Annotated in this window: 20 protein-coding genes; 19 read left to right on the top strand and 1 reads right to left on the bottom strand. The window is 42.8% G+C overall.

Annotated features, from left to right (window positions below):
- Positions 1–59 precede the first annotated feature (59 nt).
- The 15 genes from purF (at position 60) to AB3329_RS07295 (ending at position 16,182) form a co-directional block, all read left to right on the top strand.
- The gene (gene purF / locus AB3329_RS07365) at positions 60–1,496 is read left to right on the top strand and encodes an amidophosphoribosyltransferase (RefSeq protein WP_368395182.1); all 1,437 of its coding nucleotides are present in this window, start codon (positions 60–62) and stop codon (positions 1,494–1,496) included.
- A 118-nt stretch (positions 1,497–1,614) separates the two neighbouring features.
- Entirely contained in the window at positions 1,615–2,637 is a 1,023-nt protein-coding gene (purM, locus tag AB3329_RS07360; protein WP_368395181.1) for a phosphoribosylformylglycinamidine cyclo-ligase, read from the top strand.
- Complete coding sequence (purN, locus tag AB3329_RS07355; protein ID WP_368395179.1) at positions 2,637–3,194, top strand: phosphoribosylglycinamide formyltransferase; 558 nt, start codon at positions 2,637–2,639, stop codon at positions 3,192–3,194. Before purM ends, purN begins: the two co-directional genes overlap by 1 nt.
- A gap of 85 nt (positions 3,195–3,279) precedes the next feature.
- Entirely contained in the window at positions 3,280–4,827 is a 1,548-nt protein-coding gene (gene purH / locus AB3329_RS07350) for a bifunctional phosphoribosylaminoimidazolecarboxamide formyltransferase/IMP cyclohydrolase (protein ID WP_368395177.1), read from the top strand.
- A gap of 39 nt (positions 4,828–4,866) precedes the next feature.
- Positions 4,867–5,613: a hypothetical protein gene (locus AB3329_RS07345; protein WP_368395176.1), complete on the top strand. Its 747-nt coding sequence runs from the start codon at positions 4,867–4,869 to the stop codon at positions 5,611–5,613.
- A 195-nt stretch (positions 5,614–5,808) separates the two neighbouring features.
- Complete coding sequence (locus AB3329_RS07340; protein ID WP_368395174.1) at positions 5,809–6,762, top strand: sugar-binding transcriptional regulator; 954 nt, start codon at positions 5,809–5,811, stop codon at positions 6,760–6,762.
- A 188-nt stretch (positions 6,763–6,950) separates the two neighbouring features.
- Positions 6,951–7,751 carry an SDR family oxidoreductase gene (locus AB3329_RS07335; RefSeq protein WP_368395201.1) on the top strand — a complete coding sequence of 267 codons (801 nt, stop codon included), beginning with the start codon at positions 6,951–6,953 and terminating at the stop codon, positions 7,749–7,751.
- 336 nt (positions 7,752–8,087) lie between these two features.
- A complete protein-coding gene (locus tag AB3329_RS07330) occupies positions 8,088–8,516 on the top strand; it encodes a PTS sugar transporter subunit IIA (protein WP_368395172.1) in 429 nt (142 codons plus the stop codon).
- Entirely contained in the window at positions 8,513–9,004 is a 492-nt protein-coding gene (locus AB3329_RS07325; RefSeq protein WP_368395170.1) for a PTS sugar transporter subunit IIB, read from the top strand. Before AB3329_RS07330 ends, AB3329_RS07325 begins: the two co-directional genes overlap by 4 nt.
- 35 nt (positions 9,005–9,039) lie before the next feature.
- Positions 9,040–9,837, top strand: coding sequence for a PTS mannose/fructose/sorbose transporter subunit IIC (locus AB3329_RS07320; protein ID WP_368395168.1), 798 nt, complete (start codon positions 9,040–9,042; stop codon positions 9,835–9,837).
- 353 nt (positions 9,838–10,190) lie between these two features.
- Positions 10,191–11,033 carry a PTS system mannose/fructose/sorbose family transporter subunit IID gene (locus AB3329_RS07315; RefSeq protein WP_368395167.1) on the top strand — a complete coding sequence of 281 codons (843 nt, stop codon included), beginning with the start codon at positions 10,191–10,193 and terminating at the stop codon, positions 11,031–11,033.
- 26 nt (positions 11,034–11,059) lie between these two features.
- A complete protein-coding gene (locus tag AB3329_RS07310; protein ID WP_368395166.1) occupies positions 11,060–12,274 on the top strand; it encodes an iron-containing alcohol dehydrogenase in 1,215 nt (404 codons plus the stop codon).
- A 175-nt stretch (positions 12,275–12,449) separates the two neighbouring features.
- Complete coding sequence (locus tag AB3329_RS07305) at positions 12,450–13,682, top strand: zinc-binding dehydrogenase (RefSeq protein ID WP_368395165.1); 1,233 nt, start codon at positions 12,450–12,452, stop codon at positions 13,680–13,682.
- 110 nt (positions 13,683–13,792) lie between these two features.
- A complete protein-coding gene (locus AB3329_RS07300) occupies positions 13,793–14,785 on the top strand; it encodes a Gfo/Idh/MocA family protein (protein WP_368395164.1) in 993 nt (330 codons plus the stop codon).
- 233 nt (positions 14,786–15,018) lie between these two features.
- Positions 15,019–16,182 (top strand): LysM peptidoglycan-binding domain-containing protein, encoded by a 1,164-nt coding sequence (locus tag AB3329_RS07295; RefSeq protein WP_368395163.1) that lies wholly within the window; start codon positions 15,019–15,021, stop codon positions 16,180–16,182.
- Between the two features lie 39 nt (positions 16,183–16,221).
- On the opposite strand, the gene AB3329_RS07290 is transcribed toward AB3329_RS07295, so the two are convergent.
- Positions 16,222–17,484: a hypothetical protein gene (locus tag AB3329_RS07290; protein ID WP_368395162.1), complete on the bottom strand. Its 1,263-nt coding sequence runs from the start codon at positions 17,482–17,484 to the stop codon at positions 16,222–16,224.
- Positions 17,485–17,678: 194 nt separating this feature from the next.
- Here AB3329_RS07290 and purD point away from each other — a divergent pair, with 194 nt between their 5' ends.
- The 4 genes from purD to purK are packed head-to-tail and all read left to right on the top strand — an operon-like array spanning position 17,679 to position 20,946.
- Complete coding sequence (purD, locus tag AB3329_RS07285) at positions 17,679–18,944, top strand: phosphoribosylamine--glycine ligase (protein ID WP_368395160.1); 1,266 nt, start codon at positions 17,679–17,681, stop codon at positions 18,942–18,944.
- Positions 18,934–19,380: a 2-thiouracil desulfurase family protein gene (locus AB3329_RS07280; protein ID WP_368395159.1), complete on the top strand. Its 447-nt coding sequence runs from the start codon at positions 18,934–18,936 to the stop codon at positions 19,378–19,380. The genes purD and AB3329_RS07280 overlap by 11 nt, the downstream gene beginning before the upstream one ends.
- Entirely contained in the window at positions 19,380–19,868 is a 489-nt protein-coding gene (gene purE / locus AB3329_RS07275; RefSeq protein WP_067064761.1) for a 5-(carboxyamino)imidazole ribonucleotide mutase, read from the top strand. The genes AB3329_RS07280 and purE overlap by 1 nt, the downstream gene beginning before the upstream one ends.
- Positions 19,855–20,946, top strand: a complete 1,092-nt coding sequence (gene purK / locus AB3329_RS07270; protein ID WP_368395158.1) for a 5-(carboxyamino)imidazole ribonucleotide synthase — start codon at positions 19,855–19,857, stop codon at positions 20,944–20,946. Before purE ends, purK begins: the two co-directional genes overlap by 14 nt.
- Positions 20,947–20,973 lie beyond the last annotated feature (27 nt).

The raw sequence follows: 20,973 nt of genomic DNA, 5'->3' as shown, positions 1-20,973 counted from the left end.
AAAGTTAGTTTGCTTATGGCTGATCTGAGGGGAACGAATAAGCAGTTAAAGGTGTAAACATGTACGAAGTAAAATCTCTTAATGAGGAATGCGGTATTTTTGGAATTTGGGGACATCCCCAAGCAGCTCAAATCACTTATTTTGGGCTTCATTCATTGCAGCACCGCGGTCAAGAGGGTGCAGGGATTCTCTCAAATAATCAGGGTAAATTAATAGGACACCGAGACATAGGCTTGGTCTCAGAAGTCTTTCGCAACCCTGCAGATCTGGAGAAATTAAAGGGCACTGCCGCAATCGGACACGTCCGCTATGCGACAGCGGGTGAGGCTTCTATTGACAATATTCAGCCCTTCCATTTTAAATTTCAGGATATGCAGTTTGGGCTGGCTCACAACGGCAATTTGACAAATGCTGTCAGTCTTCGGCGCCAGTTAGAAAACAAGGGGGCTATTTTTTCATCAACATCTGATACAGAAATTCTGGCTCATCTTATCCGTCACAGCAAGCAGAAAGATTTTATGGGAAAGCTCAAAGAAGCTCTTAATGCCGTTAAAGGCGGTTTTGCCTATCTGCTCATGCTTGAAGATAAAATGATTGCTGCTTTGGATCCTAATGGCTTTAGACCGGTTTCTGTCGGGAAAATGAAAAACGGCGCCTGGATTATTTCGTCTGAAACCTGCGCTTTTGAGGTGGTCGGTGCAGAATGGGTGCGCGATTTAAAGCCGGGGGAGATTGTGGTGGTTGACAAAGAAGGTCTCCATAACGACTATTTTACTGCCGACACACAGCTTGCTGTCTGTTCCATGGAATATATTTATTTTGCCCGCCCTGATTCTAATATCCATGGAATTAATGTACACACAGCCCGCAAACGGATGGGTGCCCAGCTGGCACGGGAATTCGGTTATGAGGCTGATATTGTTGTCGGCGTTCCCAATTCATCCTTATCAGCAGCAATGGGGTTTGCTGAAGCCTCTGGTCTGCCAAATGAAATGGGCTTAATCAAAAATCAGTATACCCAGAGAACCTTCATTCAGCCAACTCAGGAACTGCGTGAGCAGGGTGTGCGCATGAAACTGTCTGCGGTATCCGGTGTTGTTAAAGATAAGCGTGTTGTGATGATTGATGATTCTATCGTACGGGGGACAACTTCGCGACGAATTGTGCAGCTGCTGAAAGAAGCTGGTGCTAAAGAGGTGCATGTTGCTATCGGCAGTCCGCCTCTGGCTTACCCTTGCTTTTATGGCATTGATATTCAGACTCGCCGAGAGCTGATTGCAGCCAATCATACCGTAGAGGAAACCCTTGCTATTATCGGCGCAGACAGTCTGACTTACTTGTCCATTGACGGTTTGATTCAGTCGATTGGGCTTGATACAGCTGCCCCTAACGGCGGTCTTTGTGTGGCCTACTTTGACGGCCAGTATCCGACGCCACTTTATGATTATGAAGAAGAATACCATAAGAGCCTGAAAGAGAGAATAAGTTTTTATTAGAAAAAGACAGTGATAAATCAGCGCTCTTGATGCTGTGCTGATTTAAACAACATCATGGCTTGATTCTGTCTTTTCTTGATTTTACCGGTTTTTATGTACAAAAAAGGAGAAAACAGTTATGTCTGACAAAAATGCTTACGCACAATCGGGTGTTGATGTTGAAGCCGGTTATGAAGTGGTTGAGCGTATTAAAAAACACGCAGCCCGCACGAAGCGTGCAGGAGCTATGGGAGGACTTGGCGGTTTTGGCGGTATGTTTGATTTATCGCAGACCAATGTGAAAGAGCCTGTCCTTATCTCGGGGACAGATGGTGTCGGGACAAAGCTTATGCTGGCTATCAAGTACAATAAGCACGATACCATCGGACAGGACTGTGTGGCGATGTGTGTTAATGATATTATCGCAGCCGGCGCAGAGCCTCTCTATTTTCTTGATTATATTGCAACCGGGAAAAATAAACCGGAACAGCTGGAAGAAGTAGTGGCCGGTGTTGCAGAAGGCTGTGTGCTGGCTGGCAGTGCCCTTATAGGCGGCGAAACAGCAGAAATGCCCGGTATGTACGGAGAAGATGACTATGATTTAGCCGGTTTTGCAGTCGGTGTAGCAGAAAAAAGTCGCATTATCGACGGATCCAAAGTCAAGGAAGGTGATATTCTGTTGGGGCTAGCTTCAAGCGGCATTCACTCAAATGGCTACTCGCTTGTCCGCCGTGTTTTTGCTGCTTATACAGGTGAAGAAGTCTTACCTGAACTGGAAGGTAAAAAACTTAAAGATGTCCTCCTTGAACCAACCCGTATCTATGTGAAGGCCGTGCTGCCGCTTATCAAAGAGAGTTTGGTTAATGGAATCGCCCATATTACAGGCGGCGGTTTCATTGAAAATGTGCCGCGTATGCTGTCAGAAGATTTGGCCGCTGAAATTGAAGAAAACAAGGTGCCCGTTCTGCCAATTTTTAAAGCCCTTGAAAAGTACGGTCAAATCAAGCATGATGAAATGTTTGAAATTTTCAATATGGGAATCGGGCTTGTGCTGGCTGTCAGTCCGGAAAAGGCTGACCGTATTAAAGAGCTGCTTGATGAGCCTGTCTATGAAATCGGCCGGATTATTAAAAAAACGGATGCTAGTGTGGTGATAAAATAATGGCTAAAAAAATTGCTGTTTTCGCGTCAGGCAATGGGTCAAATTTTCAGGTTATTGCTGAGCAATTTCCGGTTGAATTTGTTTTTTCAGACAAGCGAGAAGCCTATGTTTTAGAGCGGGCCAAAAATTTGGATGTTAAAAGTTATGCCTTTGAACTTAAGGAATTTGACAGTAAAGCAGCTTATGAACAGGCTATCCTTGATTTACTGACAGCACACCAGATTGACCTTATCTGTCTGGCAGGCTATATGAAAATCGTAGGACCGGACCTGCTGGCTGCTTATGAAGGCCGGATTATCAATATTCATCCGGCCTATCTGCCAGAGTTCCCCGGCGCTCACGGGATCAAAGATGCTTGGGAGGCCGGTGTTAATCAGTCCGGTGTCACTATCCACAGGGTGGACAGCGGGATTGATACAGGCCAAATTATCAAGCAGGTGCGCGTACCGCGCCTGGCTGACGACACTATCGAAAGCTTTGAGACACGAATTCATGAGCACGAATATAAATTGTATCCGGACGTACTGGAAAGTCTAGGAGCAGAGAGGAAAAAATGAAGGCTGCAAACTCAATTTTTAGGTAGGGAAACTAAAGAAAGCCTCTGCTGCTCAAGGAAAGTATCAAAAATGAAAAGGAGAAATCATGACAAAACGCGCATTAATCAGCGTCTCTGATAAAACAGGCATAGTAGAATTTGCCCAAGAATTGAAAAAACTGGGCTGGGATATTATTTCAACCGGCGGAACAAAAACTGCTCTTGACAAGGCTGGGATAGCCACTGTTGCTATCGATGATGTGACAGGTTTTCCTGAAATGATGGACGGCCGTGTGAAAACTCTTCACCCTAATATTCACGGGGCTCTTTTGGCGCGTCGTGATTCAGACAGCCACCTGCAGGCAGCTAAAGACAACCAGATCGATTTGATTGACCTTGTTGTGGTTAATCTTTACCCTTTTAAGGAAACAATCCTTCGTTCGGATGTGACCTATGATTTGGCGGTAGAGAATATCGATATCGGAGGACCTTCTATGCTGCGTTCAGCAGCAAAAAATCATGCCAGTGTAACAGTTATCGTTGATCCCGCTGATTATGCTTCCGTGTTGGAAGAACTGAAAAACAGCGGGGAAACTGCCTACACCACCCGCCAGCGTTTAGCAGCCAAAGTTTTTCGTCATACTGCAGCTTATGATGCCTTGATTGCGGACTACTTCACTGTTCAAGTAGGAGAAAGCAAACCTGAGAAGCTGACTCTTACTTATGATCTTAAACAGCCAATGCGCTATGGGGAAAACCCTCAGCAAAATGCCGATTTCTACCAAAAAGCCCTGCCAACCGATTATTCGATTGCTTCTGCCAAACAGCTAAATGGTAAGGAATTATCATTCAACAATATTAGAGACAGCGATGCAGCTATCCGCATTATCCGTGATTTCAAAGATCGTCCAACCGTTGTAGCACTTAAACATATGAATCCCTGCGGTATCGGCCAGGCTGATGATATTGAAAGGGCATGGGATTATGCATATGAGGCTGACTCAGTATCTATTTTTGGCGGGATTGTTGTCCTCAACCGTCAGGTTGATGCGGCAACGGCTAAGAAAATGCACAGTATTTTTCTTGAAATCATCATCGCACCTAGTTATACAAAAGAAGCCCTAGCTATTTTGACCCATAAAAAGAAAAATTTACGTATCCTTGAACTGCCGTTTGAGGCACAGGATGCCAGCGAGACTGAAAAAGAATACACAGGCCTTGTCGGCGGACTCTTGGTGCAAAACCAAGATGTAATTAAGGAGACTCCTGCTGATTGGCAGGTAGTGACCGACCGGCAGCCCGATAAACAGGAAGCGGCAGCTCTTGAATTCGCATGGAGAGCCATCAAGTATGTAAAATCAAACGGCATCTTAGTAGCTAATGACCACATGACCTTGGGTGTCGGTCCGGGCCAAACCAACCGTGTTGGCGCGGTGCGTATTGCTATTGAACAAGCTAAAGACCGATTGGACGGCGCAGTTCTTGCCAGCGATGCCTTCTTTCCTTTTGCGGACAATATTGAAGAAATTGCTTCTGCAGGTATTAAAGCCATCATACAGCCAGGCGGCTCTGTCCGTGACAAAGACTCTATTGATGCAGCTAACAAACATGGCATTGCCATGGTCTTTACGGGCGTAAGACATTTTAGGCATTAAGTATTCAAATAGGAAAAACAGGGAGCAGAGAGGAGATTTATGAGGAAATATGTCAAGGACAACTGGAAAATTTTACTGCTGCTTATTGTATTGATTATTTTATCTGGCCCTTTTTTCTCAGTGCTGATTTCTTCTTTTTCAGCCTATTTAAATGGAGATCTGGGCGACTGGCTGAGTTTTTACGGGGCCATTACAGGCCTTGTTATCTCTCTTCTTATCATTCATCTGCAGCTTTTCCTTGACAGGGAAAGAGAGAAAGCAGCTAACCGGCCGGTTCTTTTTCTGGAGAATGACTATCAGGCGATAAAAAGCGGCAGCCAGATTTACTATCATGACAAATATTGGTTTAGTTTAATTAAAAAAGGCAAAACGAAAAAGTTAACTAACCAATCTCTGAAAAATTTTTATGCCAAAGAAGATAAAAGAGATAAGACGCTGTCGCTGGAAATCGTTAATAATCAGCCTATCTTTAACCTTCACATTCAATTTGGAGACAGAGAAAGCTTTGCCCTTATTCCAAAATTATCGGAAGGGCAGAAAATTTATGTCATCTCAAAAGAACATCAGGAAGCAATATTTTCCTATCTGCTGACAAATAAGCCTGACTTTAATCATGTCCCAAAAAGGATAAGACTGCATTTTACAACCTTAGCCGGAGAAACCATTTACCAGGAGTATACTGTTGATGCAAAACAGTACTGCAAATTAATAAAAGAAAAGTATGGCGTAAATTATCCCAAATTACCAGAAGGAAGCCACCTTTGCGACTACTTTATTAAAGCCTGAACTTAATTTTCCGTCTGATTTAAGCCCGACAGGGCTTTTTAGTCTGCCTTATTTTTTGAATGATTTTAGCAGAATGACACAGGCAATGCAGAAAAACAATTGGAGGGAGCACATTAGTGATTGGTTAATAACAATTGAAATAATTCTGTTTTATGCTAAAATACTAGCATAGATTAGAGATTTAGAGGTATCAGTATGCTAGCTGAGGATAAACTGCTGGTTAAAATTGCAGAAATGTATTATCAGGAAAATAAAACACAAAGTCAGATTGCCAAAGCATTAGGTATTCACAGGACGACAATCAGCCGTCTTTTAAAGCAGTCCCGAGAGGAAGGGATTGTTCAGATCAATATCAAATATGATAAAGCTGGGACTTATGCGATTGAAAAGCAGCTGGAGAAGACTTTTGGCTTACAAAAAGCCATTGTTGTACCGACAGCCAGTGATTTGGAACGCAAACAAAAAGACATACTGCTGGCCCAGGCTTTAGCTGCTTATTTAAAAAAATTACTGCATGACGATATGACCATCGGTTTCTCTTGGGGTGCCACGTTATCGGCAGTTGCCAGTCAAATGCCGGAACTTAACTTATCGGGTATTGTCTGTATTCCGATGATTGGCGGACCATCGGGCCGTTTAATCAGTGACTATCATGTCAATACCATTACTTACGAAGCAGCAAAAAAACTTCATGGTATTGCACTTTTAATTGATTCTCCAGCCATTCCTGAGACAAAGTCCTTAAAAGAAGAGCTGCTGAAAAATGTCTTTAATCAAGAACTCATCAGACTTTGGGATCGCCTCGATGTTGCGATAATGGGCGTAGGCAGTCCCCTTCTCAAAGACAATCAAACATGGCAAGACTTTTATGGTCAGGATATCATCGAAAACATTAAGGATAAGGACATTGTTGGGGATGTTGTCTCGAGGTTCTATAATATTCATGGTGAACACATTCAAAGCGAGCTTGACGAACGGCTTATCGGAATCGAAGCAGATAAGCTGCGTGAATGCCCCTACCGTATTGGCGTAGCCGAATCCAAGGATAAGGTCTCTGCTTTGATAGGAGCGCTTAGAGGAGGCTATGTTAATGTTTTAGTGACCACTGAAGAAACAGCAAGAGGAATTTTGGATGCTTTGCCGCTATAAAAAACAGCTGAGGATATTTTTTTCTCAGCTGTTTTTTGTGCATTTTTTTAAAAGAATAAAAGCAGCAATTCACATTTGTTATTTAATTTTAAAAAATGTGAAAAATCTATTGACAGCAGAAATAGATAGTGTTATATTAAGTTCGTAACAAATGTTATTTAAAAATCACAAATGATAAAAGGAGGGGGATTATGACATGGCTGGGTATTGAGAATAAAGTAATAATTGTCACTGGCGGTTCATCGGGGATTGGACAGGCTATTGTGGAAGAGCTTCTGGCTAATGGGGCGAAAGTAGCAAACTTTGATTTGACAAAACAGACCGATGAAAATGAATGTCTGCTTTTTATCAAAACAGATATCAGTTCACGCTCAGAGGTGGAAAATGCAGTACAAGAAGTTGTAGAGCATTGGGGGACAGTTGATGGTCTTGTTAATAATGCCGGCATCAATATTCCTTGTTTACTGGTGGATCAGCAACAGCCTTACAGTAAGTATGAACTCAGCGATGATATTTTTGAACGTCTGGTTGCTGTAAACCAAAAAGGGCTTTATTTAGTCAGCCAGGCTGTTAGCCGTATTTTGGTAAAAAAACAATCAGGTGCTATTGTGAATATGGCCTCTGAAGCAGGACTCGAAGGTTCTGAAGGGCAGGGTATTTACGCTGCTACAAAGGCTGCTGCTTACAGTTTTACACGATCTTGGGCTAAAGAGCTAGGGAGGCATGGCATTCGTGTGGTTGGTGTGGCCCCAGGAATTATGGAAGCAACCGGTCTTAGGACTTTAGCGTATGAAGAAGCCTTGGCTTATACACGGGGAAAAACAGTTGAAGCGATTCGGGAAGGTTATTCGTCTGTTGATACGATACCTCTGGGTCGAAGTGGAAAACTAAAGGAAGTGGCTGACTTGGTTCTTTATTATCTGTCTGACCGTTCCTCCTATATCAGCGGCATTACAACTAATGTCTCCGGCGGAAAAACACGAGGTTAAAACCCAAAAAGTAAACACACCTTAAAAACTGTGAAGAAAGAAGGCGACTTCAAGATAGCCAGCCGTAAATGACTGAAGACTGTGTCGTCTTAGTCGCCGCCCGCCCCCTTCTAGTCGTTCTGGCAGGGGTGCGTCTGCGAAATCAGAGATTTCGGACTTACCGTCATTTTTGTTGTGAGCTTAAACGCCCTTTGTATCTTGGTTTAACTGAACACGCCCTAAGAGCTGTGCAAAAAAGATAGCCTGTCCTAGAGCCTTGAGTCTCTTCGTCCAGTCTCCTATTTTTGCTTTGCTCTTTAAACGGGCTTTGTATCTTGGTGTGAGGAGGTGAATTGGATGGCTCAGGTTATTTTGACAGCACATGGTCATTTGGCTTCAGAGATGAAGGCTTCGGCAGAAATGCTGTTTGGAAATTTACCGGATTTCCATGCTATTGATTTTTTAGCAGAAGATGGTCTGGACAGTCTGTCTGAAAAAATTTATCAAAAAATGAAAACGCTTAACTGTCCGCTGATTATTTTTGCTGATCTATTTGGAGGGACACCGTTTAATGCAAGTTGTTCAGTTGTTTTGAAACATCCGGAACTAGAGGCTGAAATTATTTCAGGTATGTCTCTGCCTCTTGTACTGGAATTAGCTACTATGCTTAAAACCTGCCCAATCGAGACAGTGGCTGCGGCTCTTCTTGATTTAGCAAGTGATAGCGTTCGGGTGTTTGATAAACGCTTAAAACCACTTGAAACAGAAGAGGAGGATTTTTCATGAAAATTAAATTAGCGAGAATTGATGATCGTTTGATTCACGGGCAAGTCGCAACAGTTTGGGCCAAAGAAGCTGGGGCAGAGCGGATTATTATTCCAAGTGACGAAGTGGCTGGTGATGAAATCAGACGAACTCTAGTTAAACAAGCTGCCCCTCCAGGGATTAAAGTAAATGTTGTCACCACAGAAAAAGCGGTTAAAGTTTATCATAATCCCAAATACAAAGATGAAACGGTTTTTTATTTATTTACTAAACCGCAGGAAGTCGTCGATTTAGTGAAGGGAGGCGTTCCGATTGACAGTATCAATATTGGCGGTATGCAGTTTAAAGTCGGACGTGTTCAGCTGACAAAGGCAGTTTCGGTTTCTAAAGAGGACGTTGCTGCTTTTTATGAATTAATTGATTTAGGGGTTGAACTGGATTGTCGTGTGGTAGCAACAGACAGTCCTAAGGATTTTGAAATATTGCTTAAGCAGGCAGTTTTTAATTAATTTTTGCCTGACAAAGCAAGAAAGAGGGGGATGAGATGGCTCTATCAGTTTTGCAAATTATACTTATATTTATTTGGTCAAGTATCACCGGTATGGGCAGTGTTTTAGATGAGTTCCAGACCCATAGACCGCTTATCGCTTGTACTGTAACCGGTCTTATTTTAGGGGATATCACAACCGGTATTATCCTTGGGGGAACACTTGAATTAATTGCCTTAGGATGGATGAATATTGGGGCGGCTCAGTCTCCGGATTCTGCCTTGGCCAGTGTTATTTCGACGATTTTGGTGGTTGTCGGACGTCAAGATATTCAAAAAGGGATTGCTATTGCCCTGCCGGTAGCGGTTGCCGGTCAAGTCTTAACAGTTTTAGTACGTACAGTTACTGTTGCAGTTCAGCATGCTGCTGACAGAGAAGCACAGGATGCTCATTTTGGAAAAATTATCTTTTTGCATTTCTTTGCTTTAATATTTCAGGCAATGAGGGTAGCTGTTCCTGCTACTTTAGTAGCCGTATTTGTTGATGCGTCTGCAGTAACCAGAATGCTTGATGCGATACCGGAGGTGATTACAGGCGGTCTTGCAGTGGCTGGCGGTATGATTGTTGTTGTTGGTTATGCAATGGTGCTGAATATGATGTTTATTAGGTATTTGATGCCTTTCTTTTTTGCAGGTTTTATTTTAGGCGGTTATTTGGATTTCAGCTTACTGTCCTTTGGCGTTCTTGGTCTTATTCTCGCGCTGGTGTATGTACAGCTAAATCCTCATTTTACTAAAACAGTCAGTGCAGGCAATGAGAATTTTCATTTAAACGATGATGAATTGGAGGACTGATGAACACGGCCTAAGAGCTGTGCAAAAAAGATAAAACTTCCTCGAAACTAAAGTTTCTTTGTCTGTTTTCCTATTTTTGCTTTGCTCTTTTAACGGGCTTTGTATCTTGTTAATTGAACACGCCCTAAAATCCTAGTGAAAAAGATGGCTGTCAACGTGATGTCGTCATCACTTGCCATCCCCTATTTTCATACGGATTTTTTAACGGGCTTTGTATCTTGTTGAACTGAACACGGCCTAAACGCTGCGGGAAAAAGATGGCCTAATCTAGAATCTGATGATTCGTCGATCAGTCCCCTATTTTCCTTTTGCGTTTTTAACGGCCTTTGTATCTTGGTGTAAGGAAGGGAATTATGGTAACACAGAGTTTGACAACTGAGAAGAAGATAAGTAAGCAGGATTTATTTAAAACATTTGTTTATTCTAATTTTCAGCAGGCTTCTTTTAATTTTGAACGGATTCATGCTTTGGCTTTCTGTGTCGATATGATCCCTGCGATTAAGCGGGTATACAGCAGTAAGAAGGAGCAGGCAGATGCTCTGAAACGTCACTTAACTTTTTTTAATGTTACTCCGGCTATGTGCGGTCCTGTTATTGGGGTGACAATGGCTATGGAAGAGGCGCGAGCTAACGGTGCGGATCTGGATGACGGGACAATCAGCAGTCTGAAAATCGGTCTGATGGGACCGCTTTGCGGTGTAGGAGATCCTTTGATTTGGGGGACCTTGCGTCCTGTTACTGCAGCGATTGGAGCATCGATGGCTTTAAGCGGGCAAGTGCTGGGGCCGATTGCTTTTTTCCTAGCCTTTAATATTATCAGATTAGCGATTAAGTGGTATGGCTTAAGTTATGGTTACAAACAGGGGCTGGGGATTGTTAAGAATTTATCTGGGAATATTCTTCCAAAGTTAACAGAAGGTGCAACTATTCTGGGGCTCTTTGTCATGGGAGTCTTGGTTACTAAATGGACCAGTATCAATGTTTCGCTGACTGCATATAAAACCACGGGAGCAGACGGTAAAACCGTGGTTACCACTATTCAAAATATCTTAGATGACTTGGTTCCTGGCTTGTTACCCTTGGCACTCACTTTTGCGATGATGTATTTTCTTCGAAAAAAAATCAGTCCAATACTGCTGATTTTTGCCTTGTTTGCTGTCGGGATTGCTGGGTATGCAGCTGGGATACTATCATAGCTAAATAGAATTGCAGGAGGCAGACAATGGAGAATTTTCGATTATGCATACCGACAGATATTCGTTTTGGCAAAGAGCGATTAAGTGAACTGCCAGAAGCGCTTGAGACTTTTGGGAAACGTGTCTTATTTGTTTATGGCGGCGGTTCAATCAAAAAAATAGGCCTGTATACCAAAATTATGGCCTTATTGAAAAAGAATGATTTTATAGTAGCTGAATTATCCGGTGTTGAGCCCAATCCACGTATCGAATCAGTTCGTGAAGGGATAGCTATCGCACGGCAGCAGCAAGTAGATGTCATTTTAGCTGTTGGCGGCGGTTCTGTTATCGACGCCAGCAAAGTGATTGCAGCTGGGGTCTATTATGATGGAGATGCCTGGGATTTAATTACAGACAAAAGTTTAGTGGGGGAAGCCCTCCCTCTTGTTACTATTTTGACACTGGCTGCGACCGGCACGGAGATGAACCGCAATGCGGTTATCTCAAATCTTGCGACTAAAGAGAAACGGGGGACCAGCGGCTGGGAATTGATTCCGCGTGTATCGTTTTTAGATCCAACCTTGACTTATACTGTATCCAAGTGGCAGACAGCAGCAGGTTCAGCTGATATGATGAGCCATTTGTTTGAGCAGTATTTCAACAGAACTGAAGGAACCGATGTTCAGGACAGTATTGCGGAAGGTCTTTTGAAAACTATCATCAAACATGCCCCAATAGCTGTTCGGGAACCAGACAATTATATCTCTCGTGCTAATTTGCTATGGGCTTCGACCTTAGCTCTGAACGGACTGGTCGGTCAAGGTCGTTCAGGGGCGTGGAGCTGCCATGCCATTGAACATGAACTGTCTGCATACTATGACATTACTCATGGTATAGGGTTGGCTGTTATCACGCCCCGCTGGATGAAGTACTGTATAGACAGAGATGCCAGTACACATGCTAAGTTTGCAGATTATGCCCGCAATGTTTGGGGACTGACGGATGGAACTGATAAAGAACTGGCACAAAAAGCCGTTCGGCAGACCTATCGCTTTTTCAAAGATCAGTTGGGTATTCCGATGACTCTACCGGAAGTAGGGATCAAAACACAGGATATTCTTGCAGAAATGAGCCAAAAGGCTGTTGAACATGGAAACTTATCTGAAAACCGTTTTGTCAACCTAGGGACAGAGGCTGTTGAGCAGATTTTAAGGGCTTCCTTTGAACCGATGGATAATAATGAACCTGAAAGTAAATTCTAAAACAAAAAACTATTAATTGCAGAGGCTGTTTATGGAATCATGACTAAAAAGCGAAGATGACAAAAATTAAAAACACATAGCATCATTTAAAAAATGGTGTTTACAGCAAGGGCATTGCTCGTTCGGTACTATTTAGCCTTTGTATTTTATTTTGGGGAAGGAGTGAGCTATTAGAATGAAAACCAAAGCAGTACGTTTGTACGGAAAGAAAGATTTACGATTAGAAGAATTTGAACTGCCTGCCCTCAAGGATAATGAAATTTTAGCATCAGTAGTTACTGACAGTATTTGTATGTCATCATGGAAGCTGGCCAATCAGGGCTCTGATCATAAAAAAACGCCAAATAATCTGAATGAGAAGCCGATTATAATCGGTCATGAATTTTGCGGGGAAATTTTAGAGGTCGGAAAGAAATGGCAGGAGCAATTTAAAAAGGGGCAGAGATATGTTGTTCAGGCTAATCTGCAGCTGCCGGACCGTCCGGACTGCCCGGGCTATTCTTACCCTTATACAGGGGGTGATGCCACATATATTATTATTGACAATGATGTTATGGAGCAGGACTGTCTGATTGTCTATAAGGGAGACAGCTTTTTTGAAGGTTCTTTACTGGAGCCGCTCTCCTGTGTTATTAGCGCTTTCGAAGCTAATTACCACTTAATTGAGGGGAGTTACCGCCATAAAATGGGAATCAAAGATGGCGGAAATTTACTTATTTTGGGCGGAACCGGACCAATGGGGCTTTTAGCGCTTGATTATGCCCTACATGGACCGGTCAATCCCCGTCATCTTGTTGTCACGGATGTAAATCAGGATAAGCTTGAACGTGCCAAAAAACTCTATATGCCGACAGAACAAACAAAACTCAGTTTTGTTAATACTAGAGATATGGATAATCAAGAGACTGTTTTGCGTGACACTGCAGGCGGAGAGGGATTTGACGACATCTTTGTTTTAGTGCCGTCTGAAGCGCTTGTTACAATGGCTTCCAATCTTTTAAATCCTGATGGCTGTTTGAACTTTTTTGCCGGACCTCAGTCTAAAGACTTCCTATCACCTGTGAATTTCTATGATATTCACTATGCTTTTACTCACTATGTCGGGACCTCAGGCGGCAGTGCAGCTGATATGCGAAAAGCTGTTGAAACGGTTGAGCAGGGCAATATATCTGCGGCAAATATTGTGACACATGTGCTTGGCTTAAATGCGCTGGCTGAAACAACGCTGTCACAGCCGGAAATCGGGGGCGGCAAGAAACTCGTTTATACGCATAAAAATTTTGAGCGGCTGGAGTTGGCAAAGGCAGACCAAAGCGATCCGATTTTGGCTGAGATTTTGGGCAAAACAGAAGGTATCTGGAGCAAGGAAGCCGAGGATTATATTTTAAAGAACTATCCTGAAATCTGAAAAAGATTGCAATTCCTAAAAGAATTGCTATAATCCTTTATAGCAGGTTATAACTTGCTTGCTGTGTGAAAGATATCATTTTTGCTGTCTAAATAAAGGAGGCGAGCACCGTGGATCAGTCAACACAATACAATTGGGCAACTTTAGGGACTGGCGTGATTGCCAATGAATTGGCACAGGCTTTAGCAGCTCAAGGCAGAAAGCTCTATTCGGTGGCTAATCGAACTTATGAAAAGGGATTAGCTTTTGCTCAAAAATATGGGATTGAAAAAGTTTATAAGACAATTGATGAAGTTTTTGATGATCCTGAGGTAGATATTATCTATATTTCTACCCCCCACAATACCCATATCGAGTTTTTACGAAAAGCTTTAAGCAAAGGGAAACACGTTCTGTGCGAAAAATCGATTACACTCAACAGTGAAGAATTGGCAGAGGCCGTTAGGCTGGCTGAGAAAAATCATGTTATCCTTGCAGAAGCGATGACGATTTTTCACATGCCGATTTACCGTAGGCTGTCAGCGATTGCAGATTCTGGAAAATTAGGAGAACTCAAGTTTATCCAGATGAATTTTGGCAGCTATAAGGACTATGATATGTCCAACCGTTTTTTCAGCCGCAGCCTTGCAGGCGGAGCTTTGCTGGATATCGGAGTATATGCTATCTCTTTTGTACGCTGTTTTATGCGCTCAAAGCCAGATCAGCTTGCCTCGCAAGTAAGACTGGCTCCGTCAGGTGTTGATGAACAAGCAGGGATCCTTCTGTCCAATGGAGCGGGTGAAATGGCAGCTATCAGCTTAAGCCTCCATACCAAACAGCCTAAACGCGGGACTGTTGCCTATGATAAAGGTTATATTGAAATTTATGATTATCCGCGAGGTCAAAGAGCTGTTATCACCTACACTGAAGACGGCCATCAGGAGGTGATTGAGGCCGGCAAGATGGCAGATGCCCTTGCCTACGAAGTAGCCGATATGGAAAGAGCTGTTTCCGGTGAAGAAAATACGATGCGTCTCGACTACACTCAAGATGTGATGGCTATTATGACAGAACTTCGCAGAGAATGGGGATTAGTCTATCCCGAAGAAGAATCAAAGACTTAGCTTAAACAACAGTGTTTTACTGCCATCCCAATCTGTCATCAGATTGGGATTTTTTCCTATACAGCGTCTTGTCTGACCTCCTTCAGCTAATATCAATAGTTAGTAATATATGACAAAACAGAGGCGATGTTACATCTCAAAGACAGTTTCTTTAAATTACTCCAGATAGTCTTGTCCCATTCTGAATTTATGATAAGATAAAAAAACAAGAAAAAAAGAAAAGGAAATGAGTAATGAAAAAACGTCATAAAATACTATTAACGTCAACCCTCCTTCTATCTGCTTTTCCACCTCTTGCTATTCAGGCTCAAGAGGCAGCAGTGGGCCGGGCATGGACTCCCCGTACTTTAGAAGAGGTCAAGTCAGACCTTGTACAGTCTGAAGACAGTCGCAGCTACACCGTCCAATATGGTGATACGCTGAGTACTATTGCTGCAGCGCTGTCTGTGGATATGGCTGAATTAGCCAAAATCAACCAAATTGCAGATATTAATCTCATATTCCCAGGGACTGTTTTAACGACGGTATATGATGGGCAGAATCAAGCAAAAGAAGTTACAATTGAAATTCCGGCTGCCGCAGATGAGACAGAGCCAGTTGTTGCCGAGGCAGATTTGGCTAATAATGAGCTGGTAATAGAGGGTCAAACCCTCCCTCTGGAGGATATAGGTAGGGAATCTTCTGCTGAGCAGGGCAACACTGTAACAGAAATCCCAGAACCTGATGCTGCCAATCAAGAGCAGAATTTAGATGCTGACACAGCAGATGTTCAAACAGAACCGGCAGCAGAAGCAGCCGAAGAAATTCCAACAGAGGAGGCGGCTCCTGAGGAAGTCTCGCTGCCAGCCGAAGAGCCAGTTGCAGAGGACGCCCCCGCGACTGAAGACACGGCAGAAGTTCCAGCTGAAGAAGTGATTGAAGAAATTCCGACAGCAGAAGAAACTGCGGAAGCTTCAGCTGCTGAAATAGCTGAAGACAGTCAAGAACCAGCAGCAGAATCCGTGCCTGTTGAAACTGCAGCCAGCACAGAAGCTGCTCTGGCAAATCCTGAAAATGCCGGACTGCAGCCCCAGGCCGCAGCCTTTAAGGAAGAAGTTGCGTCTGTTTTTGGCATCAATTCTTTCAGTCTCTTCCGGGAAGGCGCTGATGATGACCATGGACAAGGTTTGGCTGTTGATTTTATAGTTGGGGAGAATGCTGATTTAGGCAATCAGGTAGCGCAATATGCTGTTGACAGTATAGAAGCTAATAACATTTCCTATATTATTTGGGAACAGCAGTTCTACTCACCGTACGACAGTATCTACGGATCAGCCTACACATGGAATGACATGCCTGACCGCGGCAGCATCACCGAAAACCACTACGACCACGTCCATGTGTCGTTTAATGGATGATAAAAAACACCCAGCTTCATTGAAAGCTGGGTGTTTTTGTCAGTGCCTTTTATGGACCCTTTGAGGGAACTTTCTATTATTTTTATTTGGGATCATTTTAATAAAACCATTTTTAGGTTGTTCAAAAACTGCCTGGAATAATAGCAGTGAAATTATTGTTAGAAGAGCACCAATCACAGTACTATCCATAACTAAAATCATATAATCAAAAAAGCTTTTCAAACTACTTAGAAGAAGAAAAGGGATTTTTGCTGTGCTAGCTAAACTGGCTAATATATTAATTGCGATTGTAGTATAAAAAAATAAAACATTAAAAAAATTTTTAGTTATTTGAAATTTATTTAAAGAAACAATTTTCTTTTTTGTATTATTATGTTCATTGGCTAGATTTCGAAAAAGAATTGGAATAATAGCTGGCAATAAAAAAGTAATAATATTTGTCCCTTTTTCACCCGGTAATATATATAAAAGAAAAGCCAATAAAGATATGGTACAAATATAAATTGTAAAGAATACAAATAATTTTTTTGCTTCTTCCATTTTAAATGAATAGCTGATAAAAAGTAATATTCGAGCATATAGCGTTAAAATATATAATAGGATCGTAGCTATAACAGCTATTCTTAACTCATCTTGTTTGCTTACTGCGACTATGATTGTCAGAAAAAAATAAAAAGACAATAATTCTCCTACAATCATACATCTTTGTTTAAAGAGGAAGGACCATTTTTTTGATAAAAATTTTATAATAATAAGGTATCTTAATAATAATACAACTAGGAAAAAAGGTGTAATAAGTATTTGTGGGAGGTTATCATAATAAAATACAGGGATTAAGATTAGCAGAGAGAAAAAGTCTGTTAGAACATGTATCCAAGGTTTATTGCTGACGAGCCATTTAGTAAAAAAGATTGCTAATAAATTAAATAAAAAAATCAATAAATAATTTGGCAGGTGAGATAAATCAATAATTTTAGAAAAATGGCCGGTAAGCTGCCTTAAAGAGATAAAACTTAAAGACCAAAAAAATAAAAAGAAAAATAAGGAATACCCAACCTTAGACAGTTTTGAATAACTTAATTCTTGGCAAAAATGAAATGCGATTATAACTTTAATTAGTGCTATACATGTGGTCAATAAGTAAATGAATTTCAAATCAGCCTTTACGTAGTATAATATGCAATATCCGATTATTAATAATACATCAGTTACTAATAAGATGGGAACACTAGGGAATAAATTCTTTTTTTCAGTGACTTTTTCAGAAATATTATTGAATAATTTTTTTCTTGGCAACTCCATAAAATAACTCCTTTATCTAATGATATAATGCAGCTATTATACTTTAACAAAGATTAAATATCAATATGAACGAAATTTTGCCGAACAAATATGTTATAATAATCCTATATAATTCGTGAAATGTGCTTGTTTTGCGAAAGGGTTTTAGTTTTTGGATAATGGTTTTCAGAATTTTCATGTGAGGTATCTTAACTATGAAACTGTTGGTTGTTGGATCTGGCGGCCGCGAGCACGCGATTGCCAAGAAGTTACTGGAGTCTCCGCAGGTAGAGCAGGTCTTTGTGGCACCTGGGAATGATGGGATGACGCTGGACGGATTAGATTTAGTCGACATCGGAATTTCCGAACATTCTGCCCTGATTGCCTTTGCACAGGCAAATAACATTGCTTGGACCTTTATCGGTCCTGATGATGCTTTGGCAGCTGGGATCGTGGATGATTTTAATCAGGCTGGTCTTAAAGCTTTTGGGCCCACCCAGTTGGCGGCAGAATTGGAATGGTCTAAAGATTTTGCTAAGAAAATCATGGGTAAATACGGCGTTCCAACGGCGGCTTACGGAACTTTTTCTGATTTTGAAGAAGCGAAAGCTTATATTGAAAAACAGGGTGCGCCAATTGTGGTCAAGGCTGACGGTCTGGCGCTGGGCAAGGGAGTAGTCGTAGCTGAAACCGTTGATCAGGCTCTTAATGCAGCGCGGGAAATGTTGCTGGACAATAAGTTTGGTGATTCAGGTGCGCGTGTGGTGGTTGAGGAATTTTTGGAAGGTGAAGAGTTTTCGCTTTTTGCCTTTGTCAATGGGAATCAGTTTGATATTATGCCGCCGGCTCAGGATCATAAGAGAGCTTTCGACGGTGATAAGGGGCCAAATACAGGCGGTATGGGAGCTTATGCCCCAGTACCCCATCTGCCGCAAAGTGCAGTGGACACTGCAGTAGAAACGATTATTAAGCCGGTACTGGGCGGTATGCTGGCGGAAGGACGTCCTTATTTGGGAGTGCTTTATGCCGGCCTTATCCTGACAGCTGACGGCCCCAAAGTTATCGAGTTCAATTCGCGCTTTGGTGACCCGGAAACACAAGTGATTTTACCTCGTCTGACTTCTGATTTTGCGCAAAATATCACGGATATTTTAGAGGGAAAAACGCCTGACATTACTTGGGCAGACACAGGAGTAACGCTAGGTGTAGTGGTTGCCTCTGAGGGCTATCCGCTTAATTATAAGAAAGGCGTGGAGCTACCTGCCAAAACGGATGGCGATATCATTACCTATTATGCGGGGGCTAAGCTGGCAGAAAACAGCAGCCGGCTGCTGTCTAACGGAGGCCGGGTCTATATGCTGGTTGCTACGGCAGATACTGTTCAGGCTGCGCAGGATAGCATTTACAGCCAGCTGGCTAAACAAGAGACAGCCGGTCTCTTTTACAGAACAGACATCGGAGGTAAGGCTCTTGGGAGATAGAACCTGTGTCCTGGTCAGCGCCTGTCTGCTGGGTGAAAACTGTAAGTATAATGGCGGCAATAATTACAATCAGCAAGTCATCGATTTTGTGTCTGATAAGGAAGTTATTGCGGTTTGTCCGGAAGTCGCAGGCGGTCTGCCTGTTCCCAGAAAACCTGTGGAACTTTCCGGCGGTCACGTCCGTGATGCTGAGGGTAAAGTCTATGATAAGCCTTTTCAGACTGGGATTGCTCATACTCTTGCTTGTCTGGAAGGAAAAACGATTGATTTGGCTATCCTACAGTCAAGAAGTCCGTCTTGCGGAGTCAAGCAGATTTATGATGGCAGCTTTTCCGGAAGGAAAACAGCAGGGAGCGGGCTCTTTGCACAAAAGCTCAAAGACCTTGGATATAAGGTCCTTGATGCTGAAGATATGAACCAAATGAAAGGAAAATGATGAAACCAATTATTTCGATTATTATGGGGTCAAGTTCCGATTGGGCAACCATGAAAAAAACGGCAGATATGCTGGATAAGTTCGGAGTCAGCTATGAGAAAAAAGTTGTTTCGGCCCACCGCACACCCGACCTCATGTTTCGGCATGCTCAAGAAGCGCGCGGCCGCGGGATTAAGATTATTATCGCCGGGGCAGGCGGAGCTGCTCACTTACCTGGCATGGTGGCCGCAAAAACCACTCTTCCGGTTATTGGTGTGCCGGTCAAATCACGGGCCCTGTCTGGCTTGGATTCCCTCTATTCAATTGTGCAAATGCCTGGGGGTGTGCCTGTGGCAACTATGGCTATCGGTGAAGCAGGAGCGACCAATGCAGCGCTTACAGCTCTGCGTATCCTCTCTGTTGAAGATAGTGAGATTGCAGACAAACTGGCCGATTTTACCCGTGAACAAGGCGAAATAGCGGAGGCTATGACAGATGAGCTCGACTAAAACAATTGGGATTATAGGCGGTGGACAGCTGGGGCAGATGATGGCTATATCAGCTATTTACATGGGCCACAGAGTGATCGCTCTCGATCCGGCAGAGGACTGCCCTGCGTCGCGCGTGGCAGAGCTGATTGCGGCGCCTTATGACGATGTTGCTGCCCTGCGCCAATTAGCAGAGCGCTGCGATATTCTCACGTATGAGTTTGAGAATGTAGATGCGGACGCTCTTGATGCTGTGGTCAGAGAAAAACAGCTGCCGCAGGGGACTGCCCTGCTCAGAATGTCGCAAAACCGTATTTTTGAAAAAAATTTCCTGTCGAAAGAAGCGGAGGTGCCTGTAGCCCCTTATAGAGCTGTTACTTCTAGCTCCGACTTAAAAAATCTGGACTGGTCAAAAAAATATGTCCTTAAAACAGCGACAGGAGGCTATGACGGGCACGGACAAAAGATTCTTGGTGGTCAGGCTGACCTTCAAGAAGCAAGTCTGCTGGCTGACTCAGCTGATTGTGTGCTGGAAGAATTTGTCAATTTTGATTTGGAAATCTCGGTTATTGTATCCGGGAATGGGCAAGATGTGACAGTCTTTCCAGTTCAGGAAAATATCCACCGCAACAATATTCTGTCCAAAACCGTTGTGCCTGCCCGCATTTCGCCAGAATTAGCTGAAAAAGCTCAAACCATGGCGAAGAGAATTGCTCACAAACTTCAATTATCCGGTACCCTTTGTGTGGAAATGTTTGTAACAGATGACGGCCTCATCGTTAACGAAATCGCACCGCGTCCCCATAACTCAGGCCACTACTCCATTGAAGCCTGCGATTTTTCACAGTTTGACACCCATATCTTAGGTATCCTAGGTAAACCATTGCCGGCTGTCAAGTTACATGCACCGGCTGTCATGCTCAATATCCTTGGTCAGCACCTGGATAAAGCTCAGGCCTATATTACTGCTAATCCTAGCGCCCACCTCCACCTTTATGGTAAACTAGAGGCAAAGCATAACCGCAAGATGGGACATGTGACCGTGCTTTGTGATGATTCTGATGAGGTTGAGGAAATGGGTAAAGGATTAGATTTTTAATGATAGTGTAATCATTCATATCTTATT

Origin of the sequence: Streptococcus huangxiaojuni (assembly GCF_040930515.1) — a bacterium.
GTDB classification, from domain to species: Bacteria; Bacillota; Bacilli; order Lactobacillales; family Streptococcaceae; genus Streptococcus; species Streptococcus huangxiaojuni.
Note: the sequence above shows the minus strand (reverse complement) of the source record. Positions and strands in the feature narration are given on the sequence as shown.

Bases quoted from the DNA above. Each gene is read 5' to 3' on its own strand.
- purM (WP_368395181.1), top strand. From the start codon at position 1,615: ATGTCTGACAAAAATGCTTACGCACAATCGGGTGTTGATGTTGAAGCC.
- AB3329_RS07345 (WP_368395176.1), top strand. From the start codon at position 4,867: ATGAGGAAATATGTCAAGGACAACTGGAAAATTTTACTGCTGCTTATT.
- purH (WP_368395177.1), top strand. From the start codon at position 3,280: ATGACAAAACGCGCATTAATCAGCGTCTCTGATAAAACAGGCATAGTA.
- purD (WP_368395160.1), top strand. From the start codon at position 17,679: ATGAAACTGTTGGTTGTTGGATCTGGCGGCCGCGAGCACGCGATTGCC.
- AB3329_RS07290 (WP_368395162.1), bottom strand. From the start codon at position 17,484: ATGGAGTTGCCAAGAAAAAAATTATTCAATAATATTTCTGAAAAAGTC.
- AB3329_RS07310 (WP_368395166.1), top strand. From the start codon at position 11,060: ATGGAGAATTTTCGATTATGCATACCGACAGATATTCGTTTTGGCAAA.
- AB3329_RS07295 (WP_368395163.1), top strand. From the start codon at position 15,019: ATGAAAAAACGTCATAAAATACTATTAACGTCAACCCTCCTTCTATCT.
- AB3329_RS07315 (WP_368395167.1), top strand. From the start codon at position 10,191: ATGGTAACACAGAGTTTGACAACTGAGAAGAAGATAAGTAAGCAGGAT.
- AB3329_RS07305 (WP_368395165.1), top strand. From the start codon at position 12,450: ATGAAAACCAAAGCAGTACGTTTGTACGGAAAGAAAGATTTACGATTA.
- AB3329_RS07340 (WP_368395174.1), top strand. From the start codon at position 5,809: ATGCTAGCTGAGGATAAACTGCTGGTTAAAATTGCAGAAATGTATTAT.
- purF (WP_368395182.1), top strand. From the start codon at position 60: ATGTACGAAGTAAAATCTCTTAATGAGGAATGCGGTATTTTTGGAATT.
- AB3329_RS07325 (WP_368395170.1), top strand. From the start codon at position 8,513: ATGAAAATTAAATTAGCGAGAATTGATGATCGTTTGATTCACGGGCAA.
- AB3329_RS07330 (WP_368395172.1), top strand. From the start codon at position 8,088: ATGGCTCAGGTTATTTTGACAGCACATGGTCATTTGGCTTCAGAGATG.
- purE (WP_067064761.1), top strand. From the start codon at position 19,380: ATGAAACCAATTATTTCGATTATTATGGGGTCAAGTTCCGATTGGGCA.
- purN (WP_368395179.1), top strand. From the start codon at position 2,637: ATGGCTAAAAAAATTGCTGTTTTCGCGTCAGGCAATGGGTCAAATTTT.
- purK (WP_368395158.1), top strand. From the start codon at position 19,855: ATGAGCTCGACTAAAACAATTGGGATTATAGGCGGTGGACAGCTGGGG.
- AB3329_RS07320 (WP_368395168.1), top strand. From the start codon at position 9,040: ATGGCTCTATCAGTTTTGCAAATTATACTTATATTTATTTGGTCAAGT.